This is a genomic window from Rhizobium terrae (assembly GCF_003425685.1).
Classification (GTDB): domain Bacteria; phylum Pseudomonadota; class Alphaproteobacteria; order Rhizobiales; family Rhizobiaceae; genus Neorhizobium; species Neorhizobium terrae.
This window is the reverse complement of record NZ_QJKM01000002.1, coordinates 392,310-417,391: the sequence shown is the minus strand read 5'-3', so window position 1 is coordinate 417,391 and position 25,082 is coordinate 392,310. Positions and strand designations below refer to the sequence as shown.

The 25,082-nt window shown below is 61.6% G+C and carries 26 protein-coding genes and 1 tRNA gene; 16 read left to right on the top strand and 11 right to left on the bottom strand.

Features of this window, described 5'->3' with window-relative positions:
* Positions 1 to 90: 90 nt before the first annotated feature.
* From DMO26_RS04945 to DMO26_RS34765, 4 genes are all read left to right on the top strand, one after another.
* A complete protein-coding gene (locus DMO26_RS04945; RefSeq protein ID WP_117190891.1) occupies positions 91 to 1,587 on the top strand; it encodes a CoA-acylating methylmalonate-semialdehyde dehydrogenase in 1,497 nt (498 codons plus the stop codon).
* Between the two features lie 179 nt (positions 1,588 to 1,766).
* A complete protein-coding gene (locus tag DMO26_RS04940) occupies positions 1,767 to 2,837 on the top strand; it encodes a YjgN family protein (protein ID WP_117191050.1) in 1,071 nt (356 codons plus the stop codon).
* On the top strand, positions 2,827 to 3,891 hold the full coding sequence (locus tag DMO26_RS04935) for a M48 family metallopeptidase (protein ID WP_117190890.1): 1,065 nt from the start codon (positions 2,827 to 2,829) through the stop codon (positions 3,889 to 3,891). Before DMO26_RS04940 ends, DMO26_RS04935 begins: the two co-directional genes overlap by 11 nt.
* 79 nt (positions 3,892 to 3,970) lie before the next feature.
* A complete protein-coding gene (locus tag DMO26_RS34765) occupies positions 3,971 to 4,096 on the top strand; it encodes a hypothetical protein (protein ID WP_264319344.1) in 126 nt (41 codons plus the stop codon).
* A gap of 27 nt (positions 4,097 to 4,123) precedes the next feature.
* Here DMO26_RS34765 and DMO26_RS04930 read toward each other — a convergent pair whose 3' ends face one another.
* Positions 4,124 to 4,390: a hypothetical protein gene (locus DMO26_RS04930; RefSeq protein WP_117190889.1), complete on the bottom strand. Its 267-nt coding sequence runs from the start codon at positions 4,388 to 4,390 to the stop codon at positions 4,124 to 4,126.
* Positions 4,391 to 4,608: 218 nt separating this feature from the next.
* Between DMO26_RS04930 and rirA the strand changes: the two genes are divergently transcribed.
* From rirA to DMO26_RS04910, 4 genes are all read left to right on the top strand, one after another.
* Positions 4,609 to 5,091 carry an iron-responsive transcriptional regulator RirA gene (gene rirA, locus DMO26_RS04925; protein ID WP_117190888.1) on the top strand — a complete coding sequence of 161 codons (483 nt, stop codon included), beginning with the start codon at positions 4,609 to 4,611 and terminating at the stop codon, positions 5,089 to 5,091.
* 198 nt (positions 5,092 to 5,289) lie between these two features.
* On the top strand, positions 5,290 to 6,321 hold the full coding sequence (locus tag DMO26_RS04920; protein ID WP_117190887.1) for an AbrB family transcriptional regulator: 1,032 nt from the start codon (positions 5,290 to 5,292) through the stop codon (positions 6,319 to 6,321).
* Between the two features lie 94 nt (positions 6,322 to 6,415).
* Complete coding sequence (locus tag DMO26_RS04915) at positions 6,416 to 6,943, top strand: gluconokinase (RefSeq protein WP_117190886.1); 528 nt, start codon at positions 6,416 to 6,418, stop codon at positions 6,941 to 6,943.
* Positions 6,944 to 7,160: 217 nt separating this feature from the next.
* Positions 7,161 to 7,817, top strand: coding sequence for a TetR/AcrR family transcriptional regulator (locus tag DMO26_RS04910; protein WP_117190885.1), 657 nt, complete (start codon positions 7,161 to 7,163; stop codon positions 7,815 to 7,817).
* Positions 7,818 to 7,826: 9 nt separating this feature from the next.
* Here the strand turns inward: DMO26_RS04910 and DMO26_RS04905 are convergent, their stop codons facing one another.
* Genes DMO26_RS04905 through DMO26_RS04895 form a run of 3 tightly spaced genes read right to left on the bottom strand, consistent with a single transcriptional unit; the run spans position 7,827 to position 11,767 of the window.
* Positions 7,827 to 9,125 (bottom strand): NAD(P)/FAD-dependent oxidoreductase, encoded by a 1,299-nt coding sequence (locus tag DMO26_RS04905; protein ID WP_117190884.1) that lies wholly within the window; start codon positions 9,123 to 9,125, stop codon positions 7,827 to 7,829.
* A gap of 2 nt (positions 9,126 to 9,127) precedes the next feature.
* On the bottom strand, positions 9,128 to 10,486 hold the full coding sequence (locus tag DMO26_RS04900) for a glutamine synthetase family protein (protein ID WP_117190883.1): 1,359 nt from the start codon (positions 10,484 to 10,486) through the stop codon (positions 9,128 to 9,130).
* Positions 10,487 to 10,519: 33 nt separating this feature from the next.
* Positions 10,520 to 11,767 (bottom strand): NAD(P)/FAD-dependent oxidoreductase, encoded by a 1,248-nt coding sequence (locus tag DMO26_RS04895; RefSeq protein ID WP_117190882.1) that lies wholly within the window; start codon positions 11,765 to 11,767, stop codon positions 10,520 to 10,522.
* Positions 11,768 to 12,133: 366 nt separating this feature from the next.
* Here DMO26_RS04895 and DMO26_RS04890 point away from each other — a divergent pair, with 366 nt between their 5' ends.
* From DMO26_RS04890 to DMO26_RS04875, 4 genes are all read left to right on the top strand, one after another.
* Positions 12,134 to 12,730: a PDC sensor domain-containing protein gene (locus tag DMO26_RS04890; RefSeq protein WP_117190881.1), complete on the top strand. Its 597-nt coding sequence runs from the start codon at positions 12,134 to 12,136 to the stop codon at positions 12,728 to 12,730.
* Positions 12,730 to 14,022 (top strand): sensor domain-containing diguanylate cyclase, encoded by a 1,293-nt coding sequence (locus DMO26_RS04885; protein WP_117190880.1) that lies wholly within the window; start codon positions 12,730 to 12,732, stop codon positions 14,020 to 14,022. Before DMO26_RS04890 ends, DMO26_RS04885 begins: the two co-directional genes overlap by 1 nt.
* 165 nt (positions 14,023 to 14,187) lie before the next feature.
* Complete coding sequence (locus DMO26_RS04880) at positions 14,188 to 15,654, top strand: MDR family MFS transporter (RefSeq protein ID WP_117190879.1); 1,467 nt, start codon at positions 14,188 to 14,190, stop codon at positions 15,652 to 15,654.
* Between the two features lie 22 nt (positions 15,655 to 15,676).
* A complete protein-coding gene (locus DMO26_RS04875; protein ID WP_319025389.1) occupies positions 15,677 to 16,084 on the top strand; it encodes an NUDIX hydrolase in 408 nt (135 codons plus the stop codon).
* Here the strand turns inward: DMO26_RS04875 and msrA are convergent.
* Both msrA and msrB read right to left on the bottom strand, forming a co-directional pair.
* A complete protein-coding gene (msrA, locus tag DMO26_RS04870) occupies positions 16,081 to 16,809 on the bottom strand; it encodes a peptide-methionine (S)-S-oxide reductase MsrA (RefSeq protein WP_404947014.1) in 729 nt (242 codons plus the stop codon). The two genes, DMO26_RS04875 and msrA, sit on opposite strands and share 4 nt — an antisense overlap.
* 50 nt (positions 16,810 to 16,859) lie before the next feature.
* Positions 16,860 to 17,360: a peptide-methionine (R)-S-oxide reductase MsrB gene (msrB, locus tag DMO26_RS04865; RefSeq protein WP_404947016.1), complete on the bottom strand. Its 501-nt coding sequence runs from the start codon at positions 17,358 to 17,360 to the stop codon at positions 16,860 to 16,862.
* A gap of 735 nt (positions 17,361 to 18,095) precedes the next feature.
* On the opposite strand from msrB, the gene DMO26_RS04860 reads away from it, so the two are divergent.
* Complete coding sequence (locus DMO26_RS04860) at positions 18,096 to 18,344, top strand: type II toxin-antitoxin system VapB family antitoxin (RefSeq protein WP_117191047.1); 249 nt, start codon at positions 18,096 to 18,098, stop codon at positions 18,342 to 18,344.
* The gene (locus DMO26_RS04855; protein WP_117190877.1) at positions 18,341 to 18,730 is read left to right on the top strand and encodes a type II toxin-antitoxin system VapC family toxin; all 390 of its coding nucleotides are present in this window, start codon (positions 18,341 to 18,343) and stop codon (positions 18,728 to 18,730) included. The genes DMO26_RS04860 and DMO26_RS04855 overlap by 4 nt, the downstream gene beginning before the upstream one ends.
* On the opposite strand, the gene DMO26_RS34760 is transcribed toward DMO26_RS04855, so the two are convergent.
* The 4 genes from DMO26_RS34760 to DMO26_RS04840 all read right to left on the bottom strand — a co-directional run bounded on the left by DMO26_RS34760 (position 18,699) and on the right by DMO26_RS04840 (position 20,951).
* Positions 18,699 to 19,181: a glycosyltransferase gene (locus DMO26_RS34760; protein WP_264319345.1), complete on the bottom strand. Its 483-nt coding sequence runs from the start codon at positions 19,179 to 19,181 to the stop codon at positions 18,699 to 18,701. The genes DMO26_RS04855 and DMO26_RS34760 overlap by 32 nt on opposite strands.
* Positions 19,076 to 20,122 (bottom strand): glycosyltransferase, encoded by a 1,047-nt coding sequence (locus DMO26_RS04850; protein WP_264319343.1) that lies wholly within the window; start codon positions 20,120 to 20,122, stop codon positions 19,076 to 19,078. Before DMO26_RS04850 ends, DMO26_RS34760 begins: the two co-directional genes overlap by 106 nt.
* A 6-nt stretch (positions 20,123 to 20,128) precedes the next feature.
* Positions 20,129 to 20,410, bottom strand: a complete 282-nt coding sequence (locus DMO26_RS33540) for a hypothetical protein (protein ID WP_162894712.1) — start codon at positions 20,408 to 20,410, stop codon at positions 20,129 to 20,131.
* Positions 20,411 to 20,877: 467 nt separating this feature from the next.
* Positions 20,878 to 20,951 (bottom strand) — tRNA-Gln (locus tag DMO26_RS04840).
* 266 nt (positions 20,952 to 21,217) lie between these two features.
* Between DMO26_RS04840 and DMO26_RS04835 the strand changes: the two genes are divergently transcribed.
* Together DMO26_RS04835 and DMO26_RS04830 are read left to right on the top strand one after the other, a co-directional pair.
* A complete protein-coding gene (locus tag DMO26_RS04835; protein WP_404947013.1) occupies positions 21,218 to 22,843 on the top strand; it encodes a Ppx/GppA phosphatase family protein in 1,626 nt (541 codons plus the stop codon).
* The gene (locus DMO26_RS04830; protein WP_117190876.1) at positions 22,840 to 23,613 is read left to right on the top strand and encodes an RlmE family RNA methyltransferase; all 774 of its coding nucleotides are present in this window, start codon (positions 22,840 to 22,842) and stop codon (positions 23,611 to 23,613) included. The genes DMO26_RS04835 and DMO26_RS04830 overlap by 4 nt, the downstream gene beginning before the upstream one ends.
* On the opposite strand, the gene DMO26_RS04825 is transcribed toward DMO26_RS04830, so the two are convergent.
* Positions 23,614 to 25,017, bottom strand: coding sequence for an MDR family MFS transporter (locus tag DMO26_RS04825; protein ID WP_117191045.1), 1,404 nt, complete (start codon positions 25,015 to 25,017; stop codon positions 23,614 to 23,616).
* Between the last annotated feature and the right edge of the window lie 65 nt (positions 25,018 to 25,082).

Below are 25,082 nucleotides of genomic sequence, written 5' to 3'. Positions count from 1 at the left end.
GATGCGTAAACTACGGCGTTGCCTTGTGCAAATGCTGGAGTATCTTCGGCCATACCAAAAAGATCGCCACAAGGCAGGAGGAGCATACCCATGCGTGAGATCGGGCATTTCATCGGCGGCAAGCGTGTCGCCGGCACAAGCGGCCGCACGTCGGACGTCTTCAATCCCGCGACCGGTGAGGTTCAGGCCAAACTTTCGTTGGCAAACGTTTCGGAAATCCGGGCGGCCGTCGAAAATGCCAAGGAAGCCCAGCCGAAATGGGCGGCGACCAACCCGCAGCGCCGCGCCCGCGTTTTCATGAAATTCGTCGATCTCCTGAACCAGAACATGGACGAACTGGCGACGCTGCTCTCCAGCGAGCATGGCAAGACGGTGGAAGATTCTAAGGGCGATCTCGTTCGCGGCCTGGAAGTCTGTGAATTCGTCATCGGCATTCCGCACCTCTCCAAGGGCGAGTTCACGGAGGGCGCGGGTCCGGCGATCGACATGTATTCCATGCGCCAGCCGGTCGGCATCGGCGCGGGCATTACGCCGTTCAACTTCCCGGCCATGATCCCGATGTGGATGTTCGCCCCCGCGATCGCCTGCGGCAACGCCTTCATCCTGAAGCCCTCCGAGCGTGATCCGTCCGTGCCGATCCGGCTTGCCGAGCTGATGATCGAGGCAGGCCTGCCCGCAGGCATCCTCAACGTCGTCAACGGCGACAAGGCTGCCGTCGACGCGATCCTGACGGATCCGGATATCGGCGCCATTTCCTTTGTCGGCTCCACCCCGATCGCCCGTTACGTCTATGGCACGGCCGCGATGAACGGCAAGCGCGCCCAGTGTTTCGGCGGCGCCAAGAACCACATGATCATCATGCCGGACGCCGACATGGATCAGGCCGTCAACGCTCTCATGGGCGCCGGTTACGGTTCGGCCGGCGAGCGCTGCATGGCCGTTTCCGTCGCCGTCCCCGTCGGCGAAGACACCGCCAACCGGCTCGTCGAGAAGCTGACGCCGAAGATCGAGAGCCTGCGCATCGGCCCTTATACGGACGAGAAGGCCGACATGGGTCCTGTCGTCACCAAGGAAGCGCATGCGCGCATCAACGGCCTGATCGACCGCGGCGTCGAGGAAGGCGCCAGGCTTGTGGTCGACGGCCGCGGCTTTAAGCTGCAGGGTTACGAGAACGGCTATTTCGTTGGCGGCACCCTGTTCGACCACGTCACGCCGGAGATGGACATCTACAAGACGGAAATCTTCGGCCCGGTCCTCTCAGTAGTCCGCGCTCATAACTATGAAGAAGCCCTGTCGCTGCCGATGAAGCATGAATACGGCAACGGCGTCGCGATCTTCACCCGCGACGGCGATGCGGCCCGCGACTTCGCGAGCCGCGTCAACATCGGCATGATCGGCATCAACGTGCCGATCCCGGTGCCGCTTGCCTATCATTCCTTCGGCGGCTGGAAAGCATCCTCCTTCGGCGACCTCAACCAGCACGGCACGGATTCGATCAAGTTTTGGACGAAGACCAAGACGATCACCGCCCGCTGGCCGTCGGGAATCAAGGACGGCGCCGAGTTCGTCATGCCCGTCATGAGGTAACTGGCAGCAAACCAACAAGAGCATGACAAGGGCCTCCTCGCAGGCCCTTTCTGTTTGCAGATTGTTGACTTTTTGTGCGTTGCCGCAATTGAAACCGGAAAAAGCCGCTCTAGAATCCATCCCGGGTTTCGAATCGTGCCGGTCCTAGGCATTCGGATAGGGGAAGTTCATTCATGGCAATGTTGAATACGACGCCTCCGGCACCGGCGGCGGGAAATCTTGAGCGCGCCTCATTCACCGGCACCGCGTCGGAATATTTCGGCATCTGGATCGTCAACGTTCTGCTTACGATCATCACGCTCGGCATTTATTCCGCCTGGGCAAAGGTCCGGCGCAACCGCTACTTCTACGGCAATACCGTCATCCTTGGACGTTCGTTCGAATATCATGCCAAGGGCCTGCAGATTTTCCTGGGCCGGTTGATCGTCATCGGCTTCTTCATCCTGGTCAACATTCTGTCGATCATTCATCCGCTGTTTTCGGTGGTGACCACCGTTTTGATCCTCGTCGCCTTGCCTTGGCTTTTGAAGCGCGGCCTGCGTTTCAGCGCCCGCGTGACCAGCTACCGCAACGTGCGGTTCGATTTCGTAGGCTCGGCATGGGGCGCGTTCGTCTCGATCCTGCTCGGCAGCTTCGTCGCTTTCATCACCTTCGGCATTCTGGCGCCGCTCGCCAGCCGCTGGCTGTGGCGCTACATCTTCAACAACATGCGCTATGGCGATCGGCCTTTCGTGACCGAGCCCAGGCTGAAGTCGCTCTACGGCGTCTGGTGGCTTCCGGCACTCATGGTCGTGATCGGTGCGGCCTTGCTGGGCATTCTTGCCGCGGGAACGATCGCCGCGATGAGCGCGATGAGTGAGGATGAAGCGGCTGCCGCCCTTGCCTTCAGCCCGGTCCACTTCGTCTTCATTCTTGTTTTCGTGGTTTATGGCGCTGCGGCGCTGATCTACCGCATCGGTGTACGCAACGTCGTCTGGTCTGCCGCGAGTCTCGACGGCCGTCATCAGCTCTTCAGCGATGTGCCGCGCTGGACCTATGTCTGGGTCGCGGTCACCAATGTCATCGTGACCATCATCACGCTTGGCCTGATGCGACCCTGGGCGGCGGTGCGCATGGCCCGGTTCACGACCGAACATACCGGCATTGCCGTCGTCGGCGATCTCGGCGAAATCCTGTCGTCGATCGAGGCGACCGGTGCTGCGATCAGTGCCGAATACATGGATATGGAAGGGTTCGACTTTGGCTTCTGATGAGGTGGTGATCGCGCGGGGCGAATGGCATCCGGCCAATTCCAGCCGCTCGGTTCCCGCTGCGCTGAAGCAGGACGGCGAAAGGATTGTCGCTGCGGAAGAGGCCTTCGTGCTTGTCTCCGCAGTGCCCGAGCGGATCGAGTTCAGCCAGCGTGTTGGCTCGATCCCGCGGCGCATGACCTTTCCGGATGGATCGGTCTTCGAAACACGCGACAACGACAGCGTGGATCGTTATCTGCGTGGCCGGTACGGTGCCCGTCATGGCTTCATCCATGGGCTGGAACGGTTCCATCCCCGGCTCATCGTGTTTGCGTTTGCCGTCGTGTTGCTGGCGGCATCCATCTATCGTTTCGCGCTGCCGGTGCTGATCGAAGTGGCAATCTGGGCGACACCGCCTTTCGTCCCTGAAATGATCGGTTCGGGTACGCTCGCCTCGCTGGATCGCACGGTATTCTCGCCTTCGGAACTGCCGGAGGCCGAAAGAAAGGCGATCCTGGAAGGGTTTGCCAAGCTTGCCGCCAATTCGGAGGGCGGGGAAGCGGGCTACAAGCTGAATTTCCGCGAGGGCGGGGCGATCGGCCCCAATGCCTTCGCATTGCCGGACGGCAGCCTGGTCCTGACCGACGACCTGGTGAAACTCGCCGGCGGTGATCGGGAAATGATCCTCGGCGTGCTCGGCCACGAGATTGCCCATGTGGAGGGAGAGCACAGTCTCCGCCAGATCTATCGGGTTGCCGGCGTTGCAGCGCTGGTCATGCTGATCGCGGGTGACGTGGGCTCCGGCGTCGAGGATATCCTGACCCAGGGCGGCGCTTTGCTCGCCCTTTCCCATTCCCGCGCCGCGGAAGCGGAAGCCGACCGTCGTTCCGTCGAACTGATGCAGGCCGCCGGTTACGATCCCGCAGCGCTCGCCCGCTTTTTCGCCGTGCTGGAGGATAAGCTTGGGGACCACCGCGACGCCGATATCTTTTCGAGCCATCCGGGCACGCCACAGCGCCAACAGGATATCCGCAATTACGCTGCCGAACTTCAAGGTCGGCCTGGAGCAAGGTAGGCATGTTCTTACGCATGCATTGACGTATCTGCAGACTGATCTAATTTAGCTTGCGGAGTAGGAGTGGGGAGTTCAGTCCATGGTTTATGAGTGGGATGCCAGGCGCGCCCGCCGGGCGCATTTGACGAAGGTGGCCTTCAGCCTGTTCGTGGTGCTGGTCGTTGTTGCCGTTCCGACATGGGTCGCGGTCTCGATGACCGGCTGACCCGAGGGTTTCCGACAATTGCCGCAATCAGGCCCCGAAGCGGAACAGCGACCTGATGGTGCGGGAAATCGACATATAGGCCGGCGGTTCCTGTCCGATCGCCCTAAAGCCCGCTTCCGTGAGAGAAAACACCCGACCCGCTTTTCCTTCGCGATGGATGACATATTGCATGGTGAGGGCGTAGTTGATGGCAGCAGCCATGTCGCTGGTCCAGCCGATCTCGTCAGCCGGAACGCGCGAGGCGCCGGCTTCGTAGAGGATGGTCAGAACCTCGTGCAGATCGCGGGACAACATCCTTGATCTTTGCACACCGCAATGGCCTCCGCCATGCCCGGTATGATGCCCGGATGAAAAATCCCGTCGGCGAAGACGTCTTTAGATTGGCGATGTGGATTCCTCGCCGCGAGTGGCCGGTGGAGAGGCGAAAACCTGATGAGAATTTTCTTATTTTGGAATTGTTCAAAACTAGCCGAGCCTCTATATAGGGATGGTACGAGTCTCGGGAGACCAGCATGCGCTTGACCAAACAGACGAATTACGCAGTACGGATGTTGATGTATTGCGCGGCCAATGAAGGCCATCTGAGCCGCATTCCCGAAATCGCCAGGGCCTATGGCGTTTCCGAACTCTTCCTCTTCAAGATCCTCCAGCCGCTGAACAAGGCGGGCTTGGTCGAAACGGTGCGCGGCCGCAACGGCGGCGTCAAGCTCGGCCGCAGCGCCGATCGCATCACGCTGTTCGACGTCGTGAAGGTCACCGAAGACAGTTTCGCAATGGCCGAATGTTTCGAGGATGGCGCGGTGGAATGCCCGCTGGTCGACAGTTGCGGCCTCAATGCCGCGCTTCGCAAAGCGCTCAATGCCTTCTTCGACGTGCTTGCGGAATATACGATCGACGACCTCGTCAAGGCCCGCCCGCAGATCAACTTCCTGCTCGGCCTTGATAATGTGCATCTGCCGAAGATCGCACCGAAGATCACGGCGCCGGCCGCCTGATCCGGGCCTTGGCGCCGGTCCCCGCCGGTTCGGGTTCGCGGGGCATACAAATATGCAAGGGCGCCGTCTCCGGGGTGGCGCCTTTTTGATTTTTATCAGGTCCCAGGTTGACCTTCATTGCACATGCAATAGAAGGAACCCAGGCGTTTCGGACTCTCTCGCCCATCCTTTCCTGTGGCGCCTTCAGGACCTGAGCCCATGTCTTTTCCGCAATTGCGGGCCTTTGCGCTGACTGCGCTGATCGGTACCACCGGCGCGCTCGTGGCGCTCGCCATTGCCTTCCCCGCCCCTTATCTCATCGGCCCTGCAGTCGCCGTGACGCTTGCCGGTCTTGCGGGGCTGAAGCTTTCGGTGCCGAACGAGATACGCAGCGTCTGTTTCGTCATCGTCGGCGTCTCGATGGGCACGACGGTGACGCCGGACGTCATCGTGGCGGCCCGCACCTGGCCGCTGAGCTTCGTGACCGTATTAGTGGCCGTGGTCCTGCTGCTCTATGCAAGTTGCTGGGTGCTGCGCCGGTTCTTCCATTATGACCGCATTACATCGCTCCTGGCTTCGTCGCCGGGCCATCTGAGTTATGTCCTGAGCCTTGCCGCGGAAACGCGCTGCGACCTGCGCACCGTCAGCATCGCCCAGAGCGTGCGCGTCCTGGCATTGACGATCGTCACGCCGATCATCGTCAGCGTCCTGGATCTGGTCGATGCGGATGCCGTGTTCGTGGTGCAGTCGATGAGTCCCTTCGTGCTTGCGGCCACGCTCATTGCGGCAGTGCTCGCTGGGCTGTTTTTCCTGCGTCTGAACTTTCCCGCCGCGCTTCTGCTCGGCGGCGTCTTCGCGTCGATCGGCACGCATGTAACCGGCTTTGCCAGCGGCGCGGTGCCCAACTGGCTGCTGGTGCCGACCTATGTCCTGCTTGGGGCGCTGATCGGAACGCGGTTCAGCGGGGTCTCGATCCGCGAGGTGAGGAAAGCCTTCATCGCCGGTGTGGTCGTCACGATCGTCGTGACCATCATGGCGGTCGGCATCGCCGGCGGCGTGTCCTACTTCCTCGGGGTGCCGCTCGATGCGGCGCTGATCGCCTTTGCTCCGGGCGGGCTCGAAACCATGTCGGCCATGGCGGTTATGCTGAATGCGAACCCGACCTACGTCGGGGCCCATCATGTCCTGCGTCTGCTGTTCCTTTCGGTGCTGATGCCGTTCGTGCTCGGCAGGGAGGCGCGTCGGCGCTGAACGGGCGGCGGATATCGTCCTCCGGGGCTTGTGGAAGGAGCTCCGGTCCGGTTATCGCTCGGTGAGCCACGGATAAGAAAAGGGTATCGCCATCATGAACGGAAAAGTTTCTCTTGCGGTCGTTGTCATGGGCGTCAGCGGGTCGGGCAAGACCTCGGTCGGTCAACGTCTGGCCGAGCGGCTGAATTGTGCGTTTGTCGAGGGGGACCGGCTGCACCCGGCTGCCAACGTTGCCAAGATGGCGCAGGGTATTCCGTTGACCGACGAGGACAGGTGGCCCTGGCTCGATCTCGTCGGTGGAGAACTCGCCGCGGCTCGGGAACGTGACGAGAGTGTCGTGGTGACCTGTTCCGCACTCAAGAAAGTCTATCGGGACCGGCTGCGCCAGGCGAGCGGCGGCTTGCTGTATTTCGTTTTCCTGACCGGCGACCCCAAGGTGCTCGAGGCGCGGATGGGCGCCCGCACCGGTCATTTCATGCCCGCGTCCCTGTTGCAAAGCCAGCTCGCCACGCTGGAAAATCCGCAATCGGAAGCGGGTGTGGTGATGGTGGACATAGACGCAAGCTTGGACGCCATCGTTGGCAAGGCTTTCGATAAGCTCGTCAAGTTGTACGAGAGCTGATAATCTGATTCATGCTCCTATTTTAGCCGTTGGCATGTGTTGTGCGGCGCCAACGGAAGTAATTTCAAAAAATTATTGGGACTTGTGATCCGAGACTCTTCAACCACCGTATAAACAGACGCGATTTGTGTTTATGCAGTTTCGCCGGAACCTCGGAAAACTCCGCCGAGTCGGCGAAACGCATCGATTGGCAGGTGTTTGAGGAGACGGTTTGCGGATGCCAGATTCGACGCAAGGTCCGGGGCGGGGTTCCCTTCGCCGGGTGCCGAAACAGGAAAGAAGCCGCGAGCGTATCGACGAGATCCTCAAAGTATCCATGGAACTGATCGGCCGCAAAGGCATCGATGCGGTAACCATGAAGGAAATCGCCGCACTCTCCGGCGGGCCGATCGCCTCGGTCTATCAGTATTTCCCCAACAAGTCCGCAATCATCGCGATGCTCTACGAGCGTTATGTCGAGGAGGTCCGGTCCATGATCACCGGACATATCGAAGGAATCGCGACGGCGGATGATGCTTTGGATGCGACCGACGCGTTGATTGATCTCTACTACAACAACATGCGTGAGCGACCGTCGACGCAGGATCTCCTCAACGCCATCCAGGCGGACAAGGCGCTCGCAGATCTCGATATCGCCGAGACGCGCTTCCAGGCAGAAATGTTTTACCAGGCGACCGAGCGGTTCGTAAGTGAGCCGGTGCGTGAAGCCTATGCCCGGACGCTTTTCGTGATGTTCCATATGGCCGGTGCCACGTTGCGTCTTGCTCTCATGGTGTCGCGCGAGGAGGCTACTGCGCTGGTGTCGCAGTTCAAATCGATCGTCCGCGCCCAGGCGACCTATTATTTTACCGGCAGTTTCCCCGTCTCTCTCTGAACGAGCGGTTCAGAGCCCCAGCCGGTCGCGCAGGCCGTACCACCAGGCTCCGAGCACAGTCAGCGGCACGCGGAACGTCCTGCCGCCGGGGAATGGCAGGTTGGGCAGCGATGCCCAGACATCGAAACGTTCGGCATGGCCCGCGACGGCCTCGCCGAGGATCTTGCCAAGCAGATGCGTCGTCGTAACCCCGTGGCCGCTGTCGCCATGCGAGAAATAGACCTTGTCAGAGAGCCGGCCCATATGCGGAATGCGGGTCAGCGTCAGCGCGAAATTGCCGCTCCAGGCATAATCGATTCTCACGTCCCTCAACTGCGGAAAGGTCTTCAGCATATTGGGGCGAATGACGCCCGTCAGGTCGCTGGGGCCGTTTCCGCCATAGCCGATGCCGCCGCCATAGAGCAGCCGGTTGTCGGCGGTGCGGCGGTAGTAGTCGAGGATGTAATTGGCATCCTCGACGCAATAGTTGGCCGGCAACAGGCTTTCGATCAATTCCTTATCGAGGGGTTCTGTCGTCATGACCTGACTGGAAACCGGCATCATCCGGCCATGCACCTCCGGCAGAAACGGCGCCAGATAGGCATTGCCGCAGACGAGCACATAGGAAGCCTTCACCGATCCTCTTTCGGTTCGCACCCTGGGCTTCTCACCCATGTCGAGACCGATGACCCGCGATCCTTCGAAAATGCGGCCGCCGAGGCTTTCAACGGCGGCTGCTTCGCCGAGCACCAGATCGAGCGGATGGACATGGCCGCCGAGCCGGTCGATCATTCCGCCGGCATAACGTTCCGTCTTCACGTATTTGCCGACATCTGCCTTGGAGACCATTTCGAGGCCGGCATGGCCGTGGCGTTCCCAGTCCGTCTTGTGATGCTCCATCTCGCGGATCTGCTTGTCGGTGAAGGCCGCGAAGAAGCCGCCATGCACCAGATCGCAGTCGATGCCGTATTTCGCGATGCGCCCGCGGATGATCTCGCCGCCCTCCAGCGACATTTCCCCGAGCTTCACCGCCTTGTCGCGGCCATAGCGGCCGGCGATCGTTTCGAGATCGCGGCTGTAGCCGTTGACGATCTGCCCGCCATTGCGGCCGGAGGCGCCGAAGCCGATCCGCTCCGCCTCCAGCACCACGACGGAATAACCGTGTTCGGCAAGTTCCAGCGCCGCCGAAATGCCGGTGAAGCCGGCACCGATAACGCAGATATCCGCATCCGTCTCGCCCTCCAACGTAGGGCGGACGCGTTTGTCCCTGGCCGAAGCGGCGTACCAGGAATTCGTATGGCGCGGGTTGTCACCGGGTTTGAATGCCATGGTCAGACCGTCCGGATATAGGCGTCGTATTCCACGTCGGTCACCCGCAGCGAAAATTCCGACAGTTCCTGTTGTTTGCAGGCCGTGTAGAGCGCCCGGTATTTTGGTCCGAGCGTCGCATAGGCGAAGGTCGAGCGAGCGAACTGCGAAAGCGCATAGTCCCAGTTGGTCGGCAGCGGCTCATGGCTGATGGCATGCTCGTCGCCGGTGATCGCACCGCCCGGATTGCGCTTCTCCTTGATGCCGGAAAGGGCTGCGTTGAGGATCATCGCCAACACCAGATAGGGATTGGTGTCCGAGCCTGCGACACGATGCTCGATACGGGTCGCCGGCTTCGACGCGGTAATGACCCGCACGGCGGCCGAACGGTTGTCGAAACCCCAGGAGGCATAGGTCGGCGCGTGCTCGCTCGGGCGCAGCCGGCGGTAGGAATTGGCATGCGGCGCGAACACCGCCATGCTCTCGCCCAGGTTTTCCAACAACCCGCCGACCGAATGGAAGAGGGCCTCAGACGGTCCGTCCTCGCCGACATAGACGTTGCGGCCCGCCTCGTCGAGAAGCGAAAAATGCACATGCATGCCGCTGCCGGCCTGGGTGCCGTAGGGTTTGGCCATGAAGGTGGCGTCGAGATCGTTGGCGCGCGCCACGCCCTTGACGATCCGCTTCAGAAGCACCGCATGGTCGGCGGCCTTGAGGGCGTCGGGCACATGGTTGAGGTTGATCTCGTACTGGCCGGGACCGTTCTCCCGCAGCGTCGTATCGGCAGGTATGCCCTGCGCCCGGGCGGCGCTCGCGATACCGTGGAACACGTCCTCGAAATCCTGCAGTTCGGAAATGGAAAGCACCTGGGTCTGGCCGGTGTGCCAGCGACCTTCGCGGGAATTCGGCGGCCGGACGGGATCGAGGGCCGAGCGCACCGGGTCGATCAGGTAGAATTCCAGTTCCGTCGCCACGACCGGCGTCAGCCCGATCTTCGTGAAACCTTCGAGCACCCTGGCGAGGATCTGCCGCGGATCGCCGTAAAAGCCCGTTCCATCGGGGTCGCGCATGCCGAGCAGGACCTGCGCCGTCGGACGGTTGAGCCAGGTGACGCGCGACAGGGTTCCCGGGACCGCAAAACAGATGCCGTCCGGATCGCCGGTGCCTTCCGCGAGGCCGGCGGCATTGACATCACGGCCCCAGACATCGAGTGCATAGACCGAGCGCGGCATGGCCATGCCTTTCGAGAGGATGTCGAGGGCGCGTTCGCGCGGAATCCATTTGCCGCGCGGCACGCCATTCACGTCGATGACGAATGCTTCGAGGACCTCGATGTCCGGATTGCTTTCAAAGAAAATCTGGGCGGTGCTGATATCATCCATGCACCACCAGATAGCTTGTTCTCTATCGCGCGGCTAGGCGTTGAAGCGCTCGGGACGATAGGCGGAGATGTCGATCAGCGTCTTGCTCCCGGTGATTGCCTCGGCGATCACCTGGCCGGTTACCGGTCCGAGGGTGAGGCCGTGATGCGCATGGCCGAAGGCGAACCATAAGCCGTCGTGCCGAGGGGCTTTGCCGATCACCGGCATCATGTCCGGTGTGCAGGGACGCGCGCCCATCCACGCCTCCTTGTCGAGCCGCTCGCCGAGCGGAAAGATGGTGCGGGCGACCGCCTCGGCACGCTCAAGCTGAACCGGCGTCTTCGGCGCATCCCTGCGGGCGAATTCCGCACCCGTCGTCAGCCTTATGCCCTGGTTCATCGGAGCAAGGAAATAACCGCGCTCCGCATCCATGGTCCAGCCGTTCAGCTTGGCATTGCCGCTGGCTGAGTAGTGCATATGGTAGCCGCGCTTGACGCCGACCAGGAAATTGTAGCCGAGCGGCTTGGTGACGGTGTCGGACCAGGGGCCGAGCGCGACAACCACGTCCTTGGCCTCGACGGTGCCGTCGCCGGCGACAATCCGCCAGCCTGTCGCGGTCTTCGACAGGCTTTTCGCATCGCCCTTCAGCACCCGGCCGCCGAGCTTTTCGAAGAGCGCCACATAGGCGCGCGTCAGCGACAGCGGATCCCTGACAGACCAGGGGTCTTCCCAGCGCAGCCCGCCGACGAAATCGTTGGAAAGATTGGGCTCCTGCTCGGCGATGTCGGAAGGCGAAAGTTCCTTGAAGGCAACGCCGTATTCTTTCCTCAGCCGCACGGCTTCGGCGATCTCGCCGTCGTGCTTGGCGCGGGTGCGGAACACTTCCGTCCAGCCGTTCTTGGCGATCAGGTCCTGAGCGCCGGCTTCCTCGATCAGCTCGTTATGGGTGGAGATCGAATGCTCGATCAGCGGAGCATAGGCGCGGGCGATCAGCTGGTGGCGTGTCAGGTTGGAATGCCACCAGTATTTCGCCAGGAAGGACGTGACTGACGGAATGGCCTTCCAGTGATAGTGGGCGTCAATGCGGTTGTTCAGGGCATAACGCAGGATCAGTCCGAACTGCTGCGGAAAGCCGTAAGGGACGACGCCCTCGCGCTGAATGAGGCCGGCATTGCCATAGGACGTTTCGAGCCCCGGTTCCTTGCGGTCCACCAGCACGACGGACCTGCCGCGCCGGGCCAGTTGCAAAGCCGTCGAAACGCCGATGATTCCGGCACCCAGCACGATCGCATCCGCAGTCATGATCCGTATTCCATTCCGTTCTTTTATACTTTGAAGACCATGCCGCCCCGGATGCTGCGGTGCAAATGAAAAATCAAGACTGCTTACGCAGATTCCCTGTTGCTTCCCTGAACGGTCCTCGAAACCTGGGCGGCAGCTTGACGTATGTAGGCGCCGGATAACTGCGGTCCGCGTTCTCGGAGGTCATGGATGCGGGCCATGCCGTTCCGAAGACAGCATTTGAAACCTGATGCCAAGGATATGTGAGGCATTTGCTCTGTTTTCATTTTAGGTGAACGTAAACTACTGACTTTTTATTGTTCGGGATGGTGGTCCGCGACGCCTTGCCACCAGGAGGACGGGCGGAGCACAAATAGGGCAGGCTGAATGAAATTATCCTCGATCCAGACGTTGATCGGCGCTGTGGGCACGATCCTCGGCTTCACGGCCCTGCTCGTCTGGGGTGAATACGCCAGCTGGCAGTCGCAGGTCGCCCGGATCGAGACCGATCTGAAGCAGAGCGCGAGAGCATTGGTCCAGCATGCAGATGACACGCTTGAGATGGCAAAGCTGCCGCTCGCTGGAATTATCACGGAGATCCAGGATGAAGAGGCCGATCCAGACATGGCCTCAAAGCTCCGGAATGTGATGAAGCAGCAGATTGCCAGCACACCCTGGCTCGACCGCTTGAGCTATATCGACGTCAAGGGGAATATTATCGCGACCTCGACGGATATCGATACGAAACATATCAATTTCGCGGATCGGGATTATTTCAAGTTCCACCAGTCCTCAGACGTGCTTCAACCCGTCCTCGGCATGCCGATCAAAAGCCGTGTATCGATGGATTGGATCCTCACCGTCTCGCAACGGGTCAACCAGTCGGACGGCAGCTTCGGAGGCGTGGCGACGGTCGTCATCACGATGAGCAATTTTTCCCGCTTCTTCGAGAGCTTCGATGTCGGCCACACGGAACGTTCCTGATGGTGCGGGGCGATGGCGTCATCCTGGCCCGGGCTCCCTGGAGGGAAGACCTGCTTGGCACCAACATAGCCTCCCATGAACTGTTCACGAAACACCTGAGGAATGCGCCGCTCGGGGCATATCACTACAAGTCGCCCGTCGATGGGGAAGCGCGAATCGGCGGCTATTATAAAAGCGATCTCACCGGCATCGTGGTGCTCGCCGCGGCCTCGCGATCCGAGGTGCTGGGCAGATGGATCGAAATGGCGAAGATCCGCTGGATCTCCGGCGTTGCGGTTGTCGCCATCGCCGGCATCCTCGTCTGGCGGTGGCGGCGTCAGGCGGGCCTGCGGCGGGCGAGCGAGGCGCTGCTGGTCGCGCGTGAAGCCGAGTTCCGGCTTCTCGCCGAGGGATCGAGCGATCTCATCCAGCGTTTCAACGGCAACGGCATCCGGGAATATGCGTCCCCCTCGTCGCGGGAGGTCTATGGTATCGAAGCGGAGGCGCTGATCGGCACCAACGTACTGGACAACTTGCATGAGGACGATCGGGAAACCGTGCTTCAGGTTCTGGAGCGGTTGCGCGCCGGCTCCCCCCGGGAGAGTCTGGTGGTCCGCCGCAAGCATTCCAACGGAAAGCAGATCTGGCTTGAGACAACCCTGAACCGGCTCCCCGGCGGCACCGATAACGACGAAATCCACATCGTTGCCGTGACGCGGGATGTCTCCCGCCAGAAGAAGCTCCAGGAGGAGCTCGACGTGCTGGCCAATACCGATGAACTGACGAAGCTTGCCAACCGTCGTTCGCTCAATACCCGTTTCGAGGAAATGGTGGCCCGCGCCGAACGAGATAAGGCGCCGCTATCGCTCCTGATGATCGACGTGGACCGTTTCAAGCTTTTCAACGATACCTACGGGCATGCGGCCGGCGACGACTGTCTTCGGGCGATCGCCGGCGCGGCGCTCGGCTGCATCCGCCGCTCCAAGGATCTCGCAGCGCGCTACGGAGGCGAGGAACTCGCCGTTCTCCTGCCGGAAACCGATGCGGATGGTGCGGCAAGAGTGGCGGAAAACATCCGCCAGGGTGTCTTTGGACTGAGGCTGGCTCACGAAAAGAACCCTCCTTGGGGGCGTGTGACGATCAGTATCGGCAGGGCGACGCTCAGCATCGCGGAATTGGAAAAGTTGACCTCTAACGACCTTTTCGAACGGGCCGACCGCGCGCTCTACCAGGCCAAGAACAATGGGCGCAACCGCTCCATGGCCGCCGAAGACGAGACGGTCGCTGTGGCGAATATCGGGAAAACCGCCTGAAGCATGGCAGGATGCCGCGCCTTCTCGCCGCGGTTTGAGAAATGCCAAATTTTTGCCTTGACGGCCGCCTGCATGGGGATACTAAAAGGTTATCCCAACGACGGCCGTCTGACCGCCGAACGTCCATTCTATCGTGTTCGCCCCGGCGTCCCCAGGTAAAAATCCATGACCCATCCAAGCTCGAACCGGGCGCTTGTCATCGCGGCCGTGATGGCAAGCATGGCGATGATCGCAATCGAAGCGACGATCGTCTCGACGGCCATGCCGCAGATCGCAGCGCAGCTCGGCCAGTTGAACCTCTATAGCTGGGTCTTCTCCTCCTTCCTGCTCGCCCAGACGGCGATGACCGTGGTGTTCGGCAAGCTTTCGGACATCTACGGCCGCAAGCCGATCGTCCTTCTCGGCACGGCGATCTTCCTCATCGCCTCCATTCTCGCCGGTTTTGCCTGGTCGATGCCGTCGATGATCGCCTTCCGCCTGCTGCAGGGCATAGGGGCAGGGGCAATCCAGCCGGTGGTCATGACGGTCGTCGCCGATCTTTATCCCGGTGCCGAGCGCGGCAAGGTTCAGGGCTACCTCGCCAGTGTCTGGGCGCTTGCGGCGGTGGTCGGCCCGCTGCTCGGCAGCGTCATCGTCCACAGCCTTCCCTGGGCCTGGGTTTTCTGGATCAACGTTCCGATCGGCATTCTTTCCGCGATCGGCTTTATTCTGTTCCTCCATGAAGACAAGCAGAGCCGCACCGCCTCGATCGATTTTCTCGGTGCCGGCCTTTTCACGGTTTCCATCTCGGCCCTGATGATCGCGCTGACGGAAACCGAAGGTGCGGCCGCCTCCATGATCGTCGCGCTGGCAATCTTCGCGGTCAGCTTCGCGCTGTTCATCTGGCAGGAGCAGCGCGCACCGGCACCGATGGTCTCGCTGCCGCTCTGGCTGAAGCGGCCGATCGCCGCCGCCAATACGGCGGTCTTCCTGTCCAGTATGGCGATCATGGGGCTGACGACCTTCCTGCCCATGTATGTGCAGACGGTGCTTGGCCGTTCGCCGCTCGTCGCGGGTTTTACGCTCACAATGCTGCTGGTCGGCTGGCCGACGGGCGGTACTCTCGCCTCCCGGCTCTTTCCGCGTTTCGGTCTCCGCCCGATCATGATCGTCGGAAGCGCCTTTGTTCCTTTCGGCGCGCTTCTCCTGGTGTTCCTGGCACCAGGCAGTTCACCGGTCCAGGCCGGTCTCGGATCGTTGCTGATGGGCTTCGGCATGGGCCTGCTCAACATTTCCGGGCTGGTCATCATCCAGGAAAACGTCGGCTGGTCGGAACGCGGCAGCGCCACGGCCTCCAATGTCTTCTCGCGTAACCTCGGCAGCACGCTCGGTGCCACGCTGCTCGGTGCCGTGCTGAGCTACGGGCTGAGCAATACCGGCGGTGCGCCGGTCACCTCCGACGAGCTGCGGGATCTCCTGCAGGGAACAGGAGCCGGACTTTCGGCGGATTCGCCGATCCGCCTTGCGCTTCAGGATGCTCTGCACATGACCTTCCTCGCTATGCTGCTGATGTCGGCGCTGATCGTCCTTGCGTGTCTCTGCGTACCGAGCAACGTGCGGCATGGGCAAGCCGCTCAGGAAAGCCGGTCCTGAGGCCGATGCGGAGAGACTGCGCGTGAACACCATCCGCATCGCCGCAGCTCTGCTTCTTCGCACCGATGGCGATACGCTTCTGGTGCGCAAGCGCGGTGCGACAGCCTTCATGCAGCCGGGTGGCAAGATCGAACCGGGTGAAAGCTCGGCCGCCGCTCTCGTTCGCGAACTGGAAGAGGAGATCGGCCTGCGGGTCTCGCCGGAATGTTTCCGCCCGCTCGGCCGGTTCGAGGCGCCGGCCGCGAACGAACCCGGCGATACGGTATCCGCGGAGGTCTTTGTTCTCGATATCGGCGACACTGCCGTCACCAGGGCGGCGGAGATCGAGGAGATCCGCTGGATATCGCCGGACGATCCCGGCGATATCGTTCTGGCCGAGTTGACCGGTCGCCACATCCTGCCGGCCTGGCTTCGGATGTCGAAGACCTAGTTGCCAAGCCCGGCTTCGGCGACGAGGACCGGATCGGCGCGGAAGTCGTTGGGGAAGAGGCCCTTCAGGTTCTCGATCTTCGGCAGGTCGTTATAGACGATATAGGGATAGGTGGGATTGTTGGTCAGGAAATCCTGGTGGTAATCCTCGGCCGGATAGAAGGTCTTGCCCGGCTCGATCGTGGTGGCGATCGCCGCTTGATAGAGCTTCGCCTTGTTCAACTGGTCGATATAGGCCTTGGCGACCCTTGCCTGTTCGTCGCTGGTCGGGAAGATGGTCGAGCGATATTGCGTGCCGACGTCCGGTCCCTGGCGGTTGAGCTGGGTCGGGTCGTGCGCCACTGAGAAATAGATCTGCAAGAGCTTGCCGTAGCTTATCTTCTTAGGGTCGAAGGTAATGCGGACGGATTCCGCATGGCCTGTCTTGCCGAAACCGATCTCCTCGTAACGGGCCGTCTCCCTGGCGCCGCCGGCATAACCGGAAACCGCGTTGGTGACGCCTTCGACACGCTGGAAGACGCCCTGCACGCCCCAGAAACAGCCGCCTGCGAAGATCGCGGTTTCCTTGGGTGCCGAACCGGCTGTCTCGTCTACGGCGGGCGCGGGGATCGCGATCCCCTCCTGCGCATCGGCCGTCGCCGTGCCGAGTGCGAGGCCCGCAAGCATGAGCGTGGTTCCCGCAAGTGCGGTGAACAGGCGGTGCATTCTGAATGAGGTCTGCATCATGGATCTCCTCGATCGAAGCGAATTCCGGAAGTTGCGAGCAGTCCGGCAGGTCAGGCGGCTGCCGGGCGAAATTTCATGACGAGGCCGTTCATGCAGTAGCGCAGGCCGGTCGGCTTCGGGCCGTCGTCGAAGACATGGCCGAGATGCCCGCCGCACCGGGCGCAATAGACGGCGTCGCGCACCATGCCGAGCGAGGTATCGCGCATCCTTCCCACGGCGTTTTTCAGCGGCGCCCAAAAGCTTGGCCAGCCGGTGCCGCTGTCGAATTTCGTATCGGACGAGAAGAGGTCCTGATCGCAGCCGACGCAGGCGAACCTGCCCTGGCGGTGCTCGTTCAAAAGCGCACTGGTGCCGGGATATTCGGTGCCTTCCTCACGCAGGATATGGTACTGCTCGGGCGTCAGCAGCTTGCGCCATTCATCCTCCGAATGCGAAACCGCAAACCTGCCGCCGGGCATGACGGCATATGCCGCCCGTGTTCCCGCGCCGAGAACGGTTGTGACCGCAACCGCCAGGCAACTGCCCGCCAGGAACATGCGTCTGTCCATGATCGACCTCCCTGTCGATAACCTGCTTTCTCGCATGATTACGGAAGAGTGGCGCGTTTGGTTACACACTTCGGCGCGAAACACCGAAACGTGATACCGCACGCAAATCCGGGGTATCTGAAGGGAGAACTGGCTAGGGATCCTAGATTATCTATCGATTTCAATGGTTTAGATGAAAAACCTTGAAATTCCCTTTGTTTTCCTGCCGCGAGCGACCGTGGATCCCACTCTTGTGCCCTGGCGGTGGACATCATTCAGCAGGACGGGCGAGCGGCAATAATTTGCGCTTTCGGATTCTATATTCGCGGTGCCGCAGCGATAGAGCGTGCGGCAGCTTTGCGCCTCAATGTCGGTCGTCAAACCTGCGCTGGCGAACCTCTAAAAGCAGACATTGTCTATGACACGTTCGAGTGCCAGCCGATTATTTCGACGTATGGGTTCGAATCCCGCCAGTCCGCCGCGCGAGATTCGAACCGTAGCTGGGTAAGACGCATAGATAGTCTGTTTCCTTAGCTTCGCTCACCCAGCAGCGGTCAGGCTCCTTCCGGCCCACAAAGTGGATTTAGCCGCTCTTCAACCCGGAAATATGCGGCCGAGCAGCCCGGAAATCGGTTAATTCATAACGTCAGTCCGAATAGAGAGAATGAATTATGTTGTTGATGCGGCATTTCACTTGGACACTGTAATGGGGTAGAATGGTAGAAAACTGGCTAATTAGGTAGAATGGAGTATCTCCACATGAGCCTGAACGTGAAAGACCCCGAAGCACATCGCCTCGCCCAGGCGATCGCCCATGCGACTGGGCAGAGTATGAGCCGTGTCGTGACCGATGCGCTGCGTGAGCGTTACGCGCAAATTGAAAAACAGAGAGGCAGGGCTTCTGTTGAAGAACTTCTTGCGATCGCCGACAGGGCTGCGGCCCATCTAAAGCGACCTTACGCCGATCACGCCGAGCTTCTCTATGACGAGGACGGCCTGCCGAAATGATTATCGACACGTCCGCCATGGTAGCGATCCTGTATAGCGAGCCGGAGGCTGCTGCCTTCACGCGACTGATCCACGATTCGGCAGCCATCCGGATCAGCGTGGCAAATTACTTGGAACTATCCATGGCGATCGAAAAGCAGCTCGGGCCGGAAGGCATGAGGCAGGCCGATGCGTTCTTCCGTCGTGCAGCGATCGACATCGAGCCAGTGACAGTCAAGCAGGGCCATCTGGCCCGACAGGCATTCCTCGACTTCGGGAAAGGCCGACACAAAGCTGGACTGAATTTTGGCGACTGTTTTGCCTACGCTCTCGCCAGAGATTTCGACGAGCCCTTGCTATTCAAGGGTAACGATTTCACAGAGACAGACATACGTTCGGCAGCATAACGCACGAACGGGTATGATGGTTTGGAGCTGACGTGTTGACTGATGCTTTGGAGCTCCGGAAGCGGTTCCGCTTCGGCTCAATGCTGCCGTGCACAGCGGTATCGAACTCCTGCCGGCCTGGCGGGTAAGGTTCGTCGTCCACATCCACGCTCAACTCGATGTGAAGCTCAGTCCTTCGAGGAAATTTAGTTGCGGCCTCGACTCCGCGGTCGCCCGACAGGGCGGTTCCCAGCTCCGCCGCGCGCGCCCGCATGTTGGCCGCGTCCATCGCCGCCAGCGCTTTTGCCAGACCGGCAGCGCTGAGTTTCTTCCGGTCGAGTGGGGCGGGCCCAGCGCCAAGAGCTGCTACCCGCCTGCCCCAGAAGGGCTGGTCGCCGAAGAAAGGGACGATCTGCGTGGGCAGTCCTGCACGAAGGCTCGCCGCAGTCGTTCCTGCTCCCCCGTGGTGAATGGCGGCACTTGCCCGTGGCAGTAACCAATCGTGTGGCGCGTTTGCCAGGAAAAACACACGTGGGCTCGCGTCCACTTTACCGATCGTACCGCCCCCACCCGTAAGCAGGCCGCGCTTACGGTCATTTCGAGGGCCTCAAGGATCATGCCCGTCATCGCCGCGGGGTCGAGCCCCGGCATGCTCCCGAAGCCGAAATAGACAGGCGGGGGGCCAGCCCGCAGGAAAAACTCCAGCGCCTCATTCGGCTGCCAATCGGGACGGTCGAGGAACCAATATCCGGTGACCAGCACGTCTGGACCCCAGTCGGTCGGTTTCGGGAGCACTGCCGGACTATAGGCGTAGAGTGTCCCTGCCACCCTCTTGCGAGCAGTCTTTCCAGGCAGGCCGAGCGTGGTTGCGCGCCACGCCTTCAGGTCCTTGGCGAACAGCAGCCGCGCGCCGTTAATGGCAAAGGTGTGGCTCATTCTGTTAAATGGTCCGAGCGACGCGAACGGAAGCATGGGACTGGGAAATTCGCCGGTCGGCGTGAATCCGGGAACAGGGGAAGCAAGGACATGCGGTACACCGAGCGCCGCGGCCATATCCGGCGAGCCGAACGATTTCGGATGGTAGACCAGCACGTCAGGCTGGAAGCTGCGGACGGCCCGCCACTCCTCGTCAAGAAGCCTCATCATTAGGGGGCGCACATGCTTGAGAAGCTTCAAGCCGGCGCTGAATCCTTTGCCGCCGGCAACGGCGGCCTTGCCCTCCCGCGTATCTAGCAGCGCCAGGAACTCGCCGGGAAGTCCCACGAACGGAACATTATGCTCGGCGGCAATGTCGGTGAACTGGACGGGAGCGGCCAATTGGACATCATGGCCACGCGCCATCAGGCCCATAGCCAACGCAATGTAAGGCTGGACGTCACCGCGTGTGCCGAGGGTTTCAATTGCGAAGCGCATCCACCCTCAGTACACCATGCTGAACGGAATGTCCGCTCGTTGCGATGCTGACCCCAAAACCTGCCAGCCCGTTCTCAGCCCAGTCACGGAAATTATTTCCGCTTTGCGACTGCGCGCCACGATCAGCTCGCCGCGATAGTTTGCTCGGATTGCATCAACATGCGATGCTGGCACGCCATTGTTCAGAAGGTAGGTCAGGCCGGCGCAGTCGTTCTCCAAAGACAAATCCACGCGCGTTCCGAACTTTGCGGGCTGGTAGGCCCAGCCAGCTTCGAGATCGAGTTCCATCTCCTCGACATTGTCGCACGTCCATTGCGCTTGGCCATCGTGCTGATGTCGTCGAGTCGTTCGAGCTCCTTGTCGCGCTCATGCTCAAACAGTTTCTGGAGCTGTTGCTTGGACATCGTTTCCTTCGAGTTCAACTTCAATTCGGCCAGCCGCGTGTTGAGCTTCCGGCCGATGATCTGAGCCTTCTTATGGTCGGAACAATGAAGGCTGAGTGAAAGGCGCCTGCCGGGAGGGGAGTGGACGAAGACGGCCGGGACGCGCGCGCCAATAGAAAATATTTTCCGCGGCGGATCAAATTCTCGACCTCGTGGCGCACGGCCATGACAAATGCCCTGTCTTTTCTCGGAGATTCGTCCCGCGCGCTTGAACGGCGTGAGCATCACCTCTGGGCATCAGGTCGCCAATGATGCCAAAACGATATCCGGTACGACTGGAAAATCACCAAAATAAGGGCTTTTAGGGAGAATTGGCTGGGGAACCTGGATTCGAACCAAGATTAACGGAGTCAGAGTCCGTCGTTCTACCGTTGAACTATTCCCCAGCACGCTCGACCGAAGCAGTGGCTTGGCTGGTGTGCGGCGCTTATAAACAAAAGCGCGCAGATTGCAAATACCGATTTCGAAAAATTTGAACGCGGGCGAGAGTATCGGGGCGGCTTTTGGATGTTTCGTTCTTCCGCTCCGGGGCTTTAGGAACTGGACGATCGGCTCGGCAAAAAGCCGTTGGCTAAAAACGCCCGTGCTGCTATCTTGGCGCCAACGAAACAATCAGACGCCAGCGGCATGCCTAAGGGCCTTGCGCGGCGAGATGGATTTAGAAGTGATGGACCCCGATAGCGGCGACAAGCCGCCGGAAGGCGGGGCGTCGGCGGCACCGCGCGGAGAGGGCAGATCCTCGAGGCGTAGGAAGGCGAAGCGGCACGGCAAACACCGTGACGCGATGCCTGTTTTGCATTCGGGTTCGGTCGTCCAGGCCGTCCCAGCCACGCGTTCCGACAATCAGCCGCCCCACAATCAGCTAGCGGGCCAGCCTGCGCGCAAGCGTAAACGTCGGCGTACGAAATCCGCCGTTCGGCCGCAGGCAAAGGCCGATTCCGCGACGGAGCCGGCGTCTACTGCGCCTACCGGCGAGCAACCGGCGCATTCCCAGAAATCGTCGCGTCATCGGCGCAAGAAGAATCGCGGGGGACGCGGCCTCCAGGGCCGGCCGCTGACCTCCGCCAAGGCGGCGCCCAACGTTGCGAAGGCACCGGGTCCGGCAGGCGCCGGGCCGGTTTCGTCCAGGGATCCCAGGAGCAGACCTGCCGGCGATCCTCCGGCCCCCGATCCGCGCGGTGAAAAAGCCTATTTCGTCGACGATCTCTATGCCGCGCTTGACCTCGGCACCAACAACTGCCGTCTTCTGATCGCCCAGCCGACGCGGCCCGGTCAGTTCCGGGTCGTCGATGCGTTTTCGCGGATCGTCCGGCTCGGCGAGGGGTTGGGCGCGAGCCGCAGACTTTCGCCGGAGGCCATGGACCGGGCGATCGAGGCGCTGCGAATCTGCGCCGCCAAGCTTGCCCACAGACCGGTACGCCGGATGCGGCTGATCGCCACCGAAGCCTGCCGCGCCGCCGAGAACGGCGAGGAGTTTCTGGCCCGCGTCACGGCGGAAACGGGCCTGGAACTGGAAATCATCAACCGCGAGACCGAAGCGCGGCTTGCCGTCTCCGGCTGCTCGTCGCTCGTCGGCCGGGAGACGCGCTCCGTCGTGCTGTTCGATATCGGCGGTGGCTCCTCGGAAATCGCCGTCATCCGCATCGGCGAGAACCGTTCCAGCCGGCTTGCCAACCACATCACCCACTGGACATCCCTGCCAGTCGGCGTGGTGACGCTGTCCGAGCGTCATGGCGGGCGCGACGTGACGCCGGATATCTTTGCCGCGATGGTGGCGGAGGTCGAGGGCATGCTCGCCGGGTTCGACTGCCCGCCGCTCGGTGCTCTTCGGCGTCAGGGGGCGGAGGACTTTCATTTGATCGGCACATCCGGAACGGTGACGACGCTTGCCGGCGTGCATCTCGATCTGCCGCGTTACGACCGCCGCAAGGTGGATGGCCTGTGGCTTTCCGATGCCGAAGTATCTGCCATGCAGGCAAAGCTGCTTTCTTGGGATTTCGCGGGCCGCGCGGCGAACCCCTGCATCGGGCCGGACCGGGCAGATCTGGTTCTGGCCGGTTGCGCCATCCTGGAGGCGATCAGACGGCGCTGGCCCAGCGCGCGGATGCGCGTCGCCGACCGGGGCCTCCGCGAAGGGCTGTTGACCGACATGATGGCGGATGACGGCGTATGGCGGCGCGCCCGCCCGCGCCGCCCCAATACCGGCCAAGGGACGGCCGGGCAGAATTCGGCTCACCAGGGTTCGAGCGGCCAGGACGAGGCGGGAGCGAAGCGATGACGAAACCACCCTCCAAATCTCCCGGCGCGGGCAACCGCACCGGCCGCAAGCTCGGCCAGAAGGTCAAGAAGGGCAAGCTCAAGGCGTCGTCCCGCCGCTGGATCGAACGGCATATCAACGACCCCTACGTACAGCGCGCCAAGCTTGAGGGTTATCGCGCCCGTGCGGCCTTCAAGCTGCTGGAGATCGACGAGAAGCATCATATCCTGAAGGGCGCCCGCCGCATCATCGATCTCGGGGCCGCACCGGGCAGCTGGTCGCAGATCGCCGCCAAGGTGACTGATTCGACGGATGAGGATATCCGCGTCGCGGCAATCGATTTCCTGGAAATAGCTCCGCTGCCGGGGGTCAGAATCCTGCAGCTCGATTTCCTGGATCCGGAAGCCCCTCGGCTTTTGATGGAGGCGGTCGGCGGTACGCCGGATCTCGTCATTTCCGACATGGCGGCGCCCACGACCGGCCACCAGAAGACCGACCATCTGCGCACCATGCATCTGTGTGAAGTCGCAGCGCATTTTGCCGTCGAGGTGCTGGGCGAGGGCGGACATTTCCTGGCGAAAACCTTTCAGGGCGGCACCGAGCGGGAGCTGCTCAACATGCTGAAGCAGAACTTCAGGCAGGTCATCCACGTGAAGCCCGGCGCCTCGCGCCAGGAATCGGTCGAGATGTTCCTGCTTGCCAAGCATTTCAAGGGTCGCAAGGCACGGGTCGAAGGGGCCGATGCCGCGGAGGCCGAGACGGCAGGGCCGGAGGTCGAGGACGAGGCGTGACTATTCGCCCGCTTCCGGCTGTATCCGCCCGCCGCGATGGCCCGAAACGGCCGCGCCGATCATCGGGTCGAGCCTGAGCAGGGGGACGACCGCCAGGAGCGAAAGGCCGGCGACCAGGAAGAAGGCGAGGTGGAAATCGGCGATCTGCAGATGCGTGCCGGTCAGCACCGACGACGCTTCGAGGATGAAGGCCGCGAAGGCGACGCCGAGCGCCATGCTGATCTGCTGCAAAACGGAAGCGATCGAGGTGGCCTGACTTGCCTGCTCGTCGCGGATTTCGGCATAGCTCAGCGCGTTCGAGCCGGTGAAGAAGAAGGACCGGCAGAAGCCGGACATCAAAAGGAAAGCGACGATCAGCGCGTGAGAGGTTTCCGGTGTGAAGAAACCGTTGGCCGCCGTGGTGATGGCGCCGAGCACGCCGGAAGCGATCAGCGTCACCTTGAAGCCGGTCATCGCGAAGACCCGGCGCGCGGCGAACTTAACCATCAGCGCACCGAGCGCGCCGGCAAAGGTGATGAGGCCGGACTGGAACGGGTTGAGGCCGAAACCGAGCTGCAGCATCAGCGGCATGAGGAAGGGAATGGCGCCCGTCGAGATGCGGAACAGCGTGCCGCTGGAGCTTGCCGCCCGGAAGGCATCGTCCTTGAAGATCCGGAGATTGAGGATCGGCGCCGGATGGCTGCGCCCGTGGATCATGTAGGCGACGCCGGCGGCAAGCCCGATTGCTGTGGCTGAGATGCCGACGGCCGGCGGCAGGGCTGGAAGGCCGATAACCGAAAGGCCGAACACCGTGCCGGCGGCGGTCACCGAGGTCAGGAAGAAACCCCGCCAGTCGATCGAAGGCGGGTTCGTCGCCTCCACTTCCGGCAGGAAGATGGTCGAAAGCCAAATGCCGAGAAGGCCGACCGGCACGTTGATCAGGAAGATCCAGTGCCAGGTGAAATAGGTGGTGATGAAACCGCCGATCGGCGGGCCGGTGAGCGGCCCGACCAGGGCCGGAATGGTGAGCAGCGCCATGGCGGAAACGAGTTCGCTGCGCGGCGTGGTGCGCAAAAGGACCAGGCGCGCGACCGGCGTCATCATCGCTCCGCCCATGCCCTGCAGGAAGCGGGATAGCACGAATTGGAAGAGATCAGCGGAGAATGCGCAGCAGATCGAGCCGACCATGAACACGAGGATCGCGACGCGGAAGATCTTCTTGGCACCGAACCGGTCTGCCATCCAGCCGCTGATCGGGATGAACATCGCGAGCGCCACCATGTAGGAAGTAAGCGCCAGTTTGAGCGTGATTGGCCCGACATTCAGGTCCGAAGCGATCGTCGGAAGCGCCGTCGAGATGACGGTCGAATCCATCTGTTCCATGAAGAGGGCGACGGCAAGGATCAGGGGGACGATGCGGTTCATGAGGAAGCCTGAGATGCGCGGGGTTGGGCCGTCCATAAACCTGTTGGACCCGTCTGCCAATGAAA

Bases quoted from the DNA above. Each gene is read 5' to 3' on its own strand.
- DMO26_RS04850 (WP_264319343.1), bottom strand. From the start codon at position 20,122: ATGCGCTTCGCAATTGAAACCCTCGGCACACGCGGTGACGTCCAGCCT.
- DMO26_RS04905 (WP_117190884.1), bottom strand. From the start codon at position 9,125: ATGGCATTCAAACCCGGTGACAACCCGCGCCATACGAATTCCTGGTAC.
- DMO26_RS34765 (WP_264319344.1), top strand. From the start codon at position 3,971: ATGGTTTATGAGTGGGATGCCAGGCGCGCCCGCCGGGCGCATTTGACG.
- DMO26_RS04915 (WP_117190886.1), top strand. From the start codon at position 6,416: ATGAACGGAAAAGTTTCTCTTGCGGTCGTTGTCATGGGCGTCAGCGGG.
- DMO26_RS04825 (WP_117191045.1), bottom strand. From the start codon at position 25,017: ATGAACCGCATCGTCCCCCTGATCCTTGCCGTCGCCCTCTTCATGGAA.
- DMO26_RS04900 (WP_117190883.1), bottom strand. From the start codon at position 10,486: ATGGATGATATCAGCACCGCCCAGATTTTCTTTGAAAGCAATCCGGAC.
- msrA (WP_404947014.1), bottom strand. From the start codon at position 16,809: ATGATGCAGACCTCATTCAGAATGCACCGCCTGTTCACCGCACTTGCG.
- DMO26_RS04860 (WP_117191047.1), top strand. From the start codon at position 18,096: ATGAGCCTGAACGTGAAAGACCCCGAAGCACATCGCCTCGCCCAGGCG.
- DMO26_RS04920 (WP_117190887.1), top strand. From the start codon at position 5,290: ATGTCTTTTCCGCAATTGCGGGCCTTTGCGCTGACTGCGCTGATCGGT.
- DMO26_RS04830 (WP_117190876.1), top strand. From the start codon at position 22,840: ATGACGAAACCACCCTCCAAATCTCCCGGCGCGGGCAACCGCACCGGC.
- DMO26_RS04895 (WP_117190882.1), bottom strand. From the start codon at position 11,767: ATGACTGCGGATGCGATCGTGCTGGGTGCCGGAATCATCGGCGTTTCG.
- DMO26_RS04835 (WP_404947013.1), top strand. From the start codon at position 21,218: ATGGATTTAGAAGTGATGGACCCCGATAGCGGCGACAAGCCGCCGGAA.
- DMO26_RS04890 (WP_117190881.1), top strand. From the start codon at position 12,134: ATGAAATTATCCTCGATCCAGACGTTGATCGGCGCTGTGGGCACGATC.
- rirA (WP_117190888.1), top strand. From the start codon at position 4,609: ATGCGCTTGACCAAACAGACGAATTACGCAGTACGGATGTTGATGTAT.
- DMO26_RS04855 (WP_117190877.1), top strand. From the start codon at position 18,341: ATGATTATCGACACGTCCGCCATGGTAGCGATCCTGTATAGCGAGCCG.
- DMO26_RS04945 (WP_117190891.1), top strand. From the start codon at position 91: ATGCGTGAGATCGGGCATTTCATCGGCGGCAAGCGTGTCGCCGGCACA.
- DMO26_RS04880 (WP_117190879.1), top strand. From the start codon at position 14,188: ATGACCCATCCAAGCTCGAACCGGGCGCTTGTCATCGCGGCCGTGATG.
- DMO26_RS04940 (WP_117191050.1), top strand. From the start codon at position 1,767: ATGTTGAATACGACGCCTCCGGCACCGGCGGCGGGAAATCTTGAGCGC.
- DMO26_RS04910 (WP_117190885.1), top strand. From the start codon at position 7,161: ATGCCAGATTCGACGCAAGGTCCGGGGCGGGGTTCCCTTCGCCGGGTG.
- DMO26_RS33540 (WP_162894712.1), bottom strand. From the start codon at position 20,410: ATGGAACTCGATCTCGAAGCTGGCTGGGCCTACCAGCCCGCAAAGTTC.
- DMO26_RS04885 (WP_117190880.1), top strand. From the start codon at position 12,730: ATGGTGCGGGGCGATGGCGTCATCCTGGCCCGGGCTCCCTGGAGGGAA.
- DMO26_RS04930 (WP_117190889.1), bottom strand. From the start codon at position 4,390: ATGTTGTCCCGCGATCTGCACGAGGTTCTGACCATCCTCTACGAAGCC.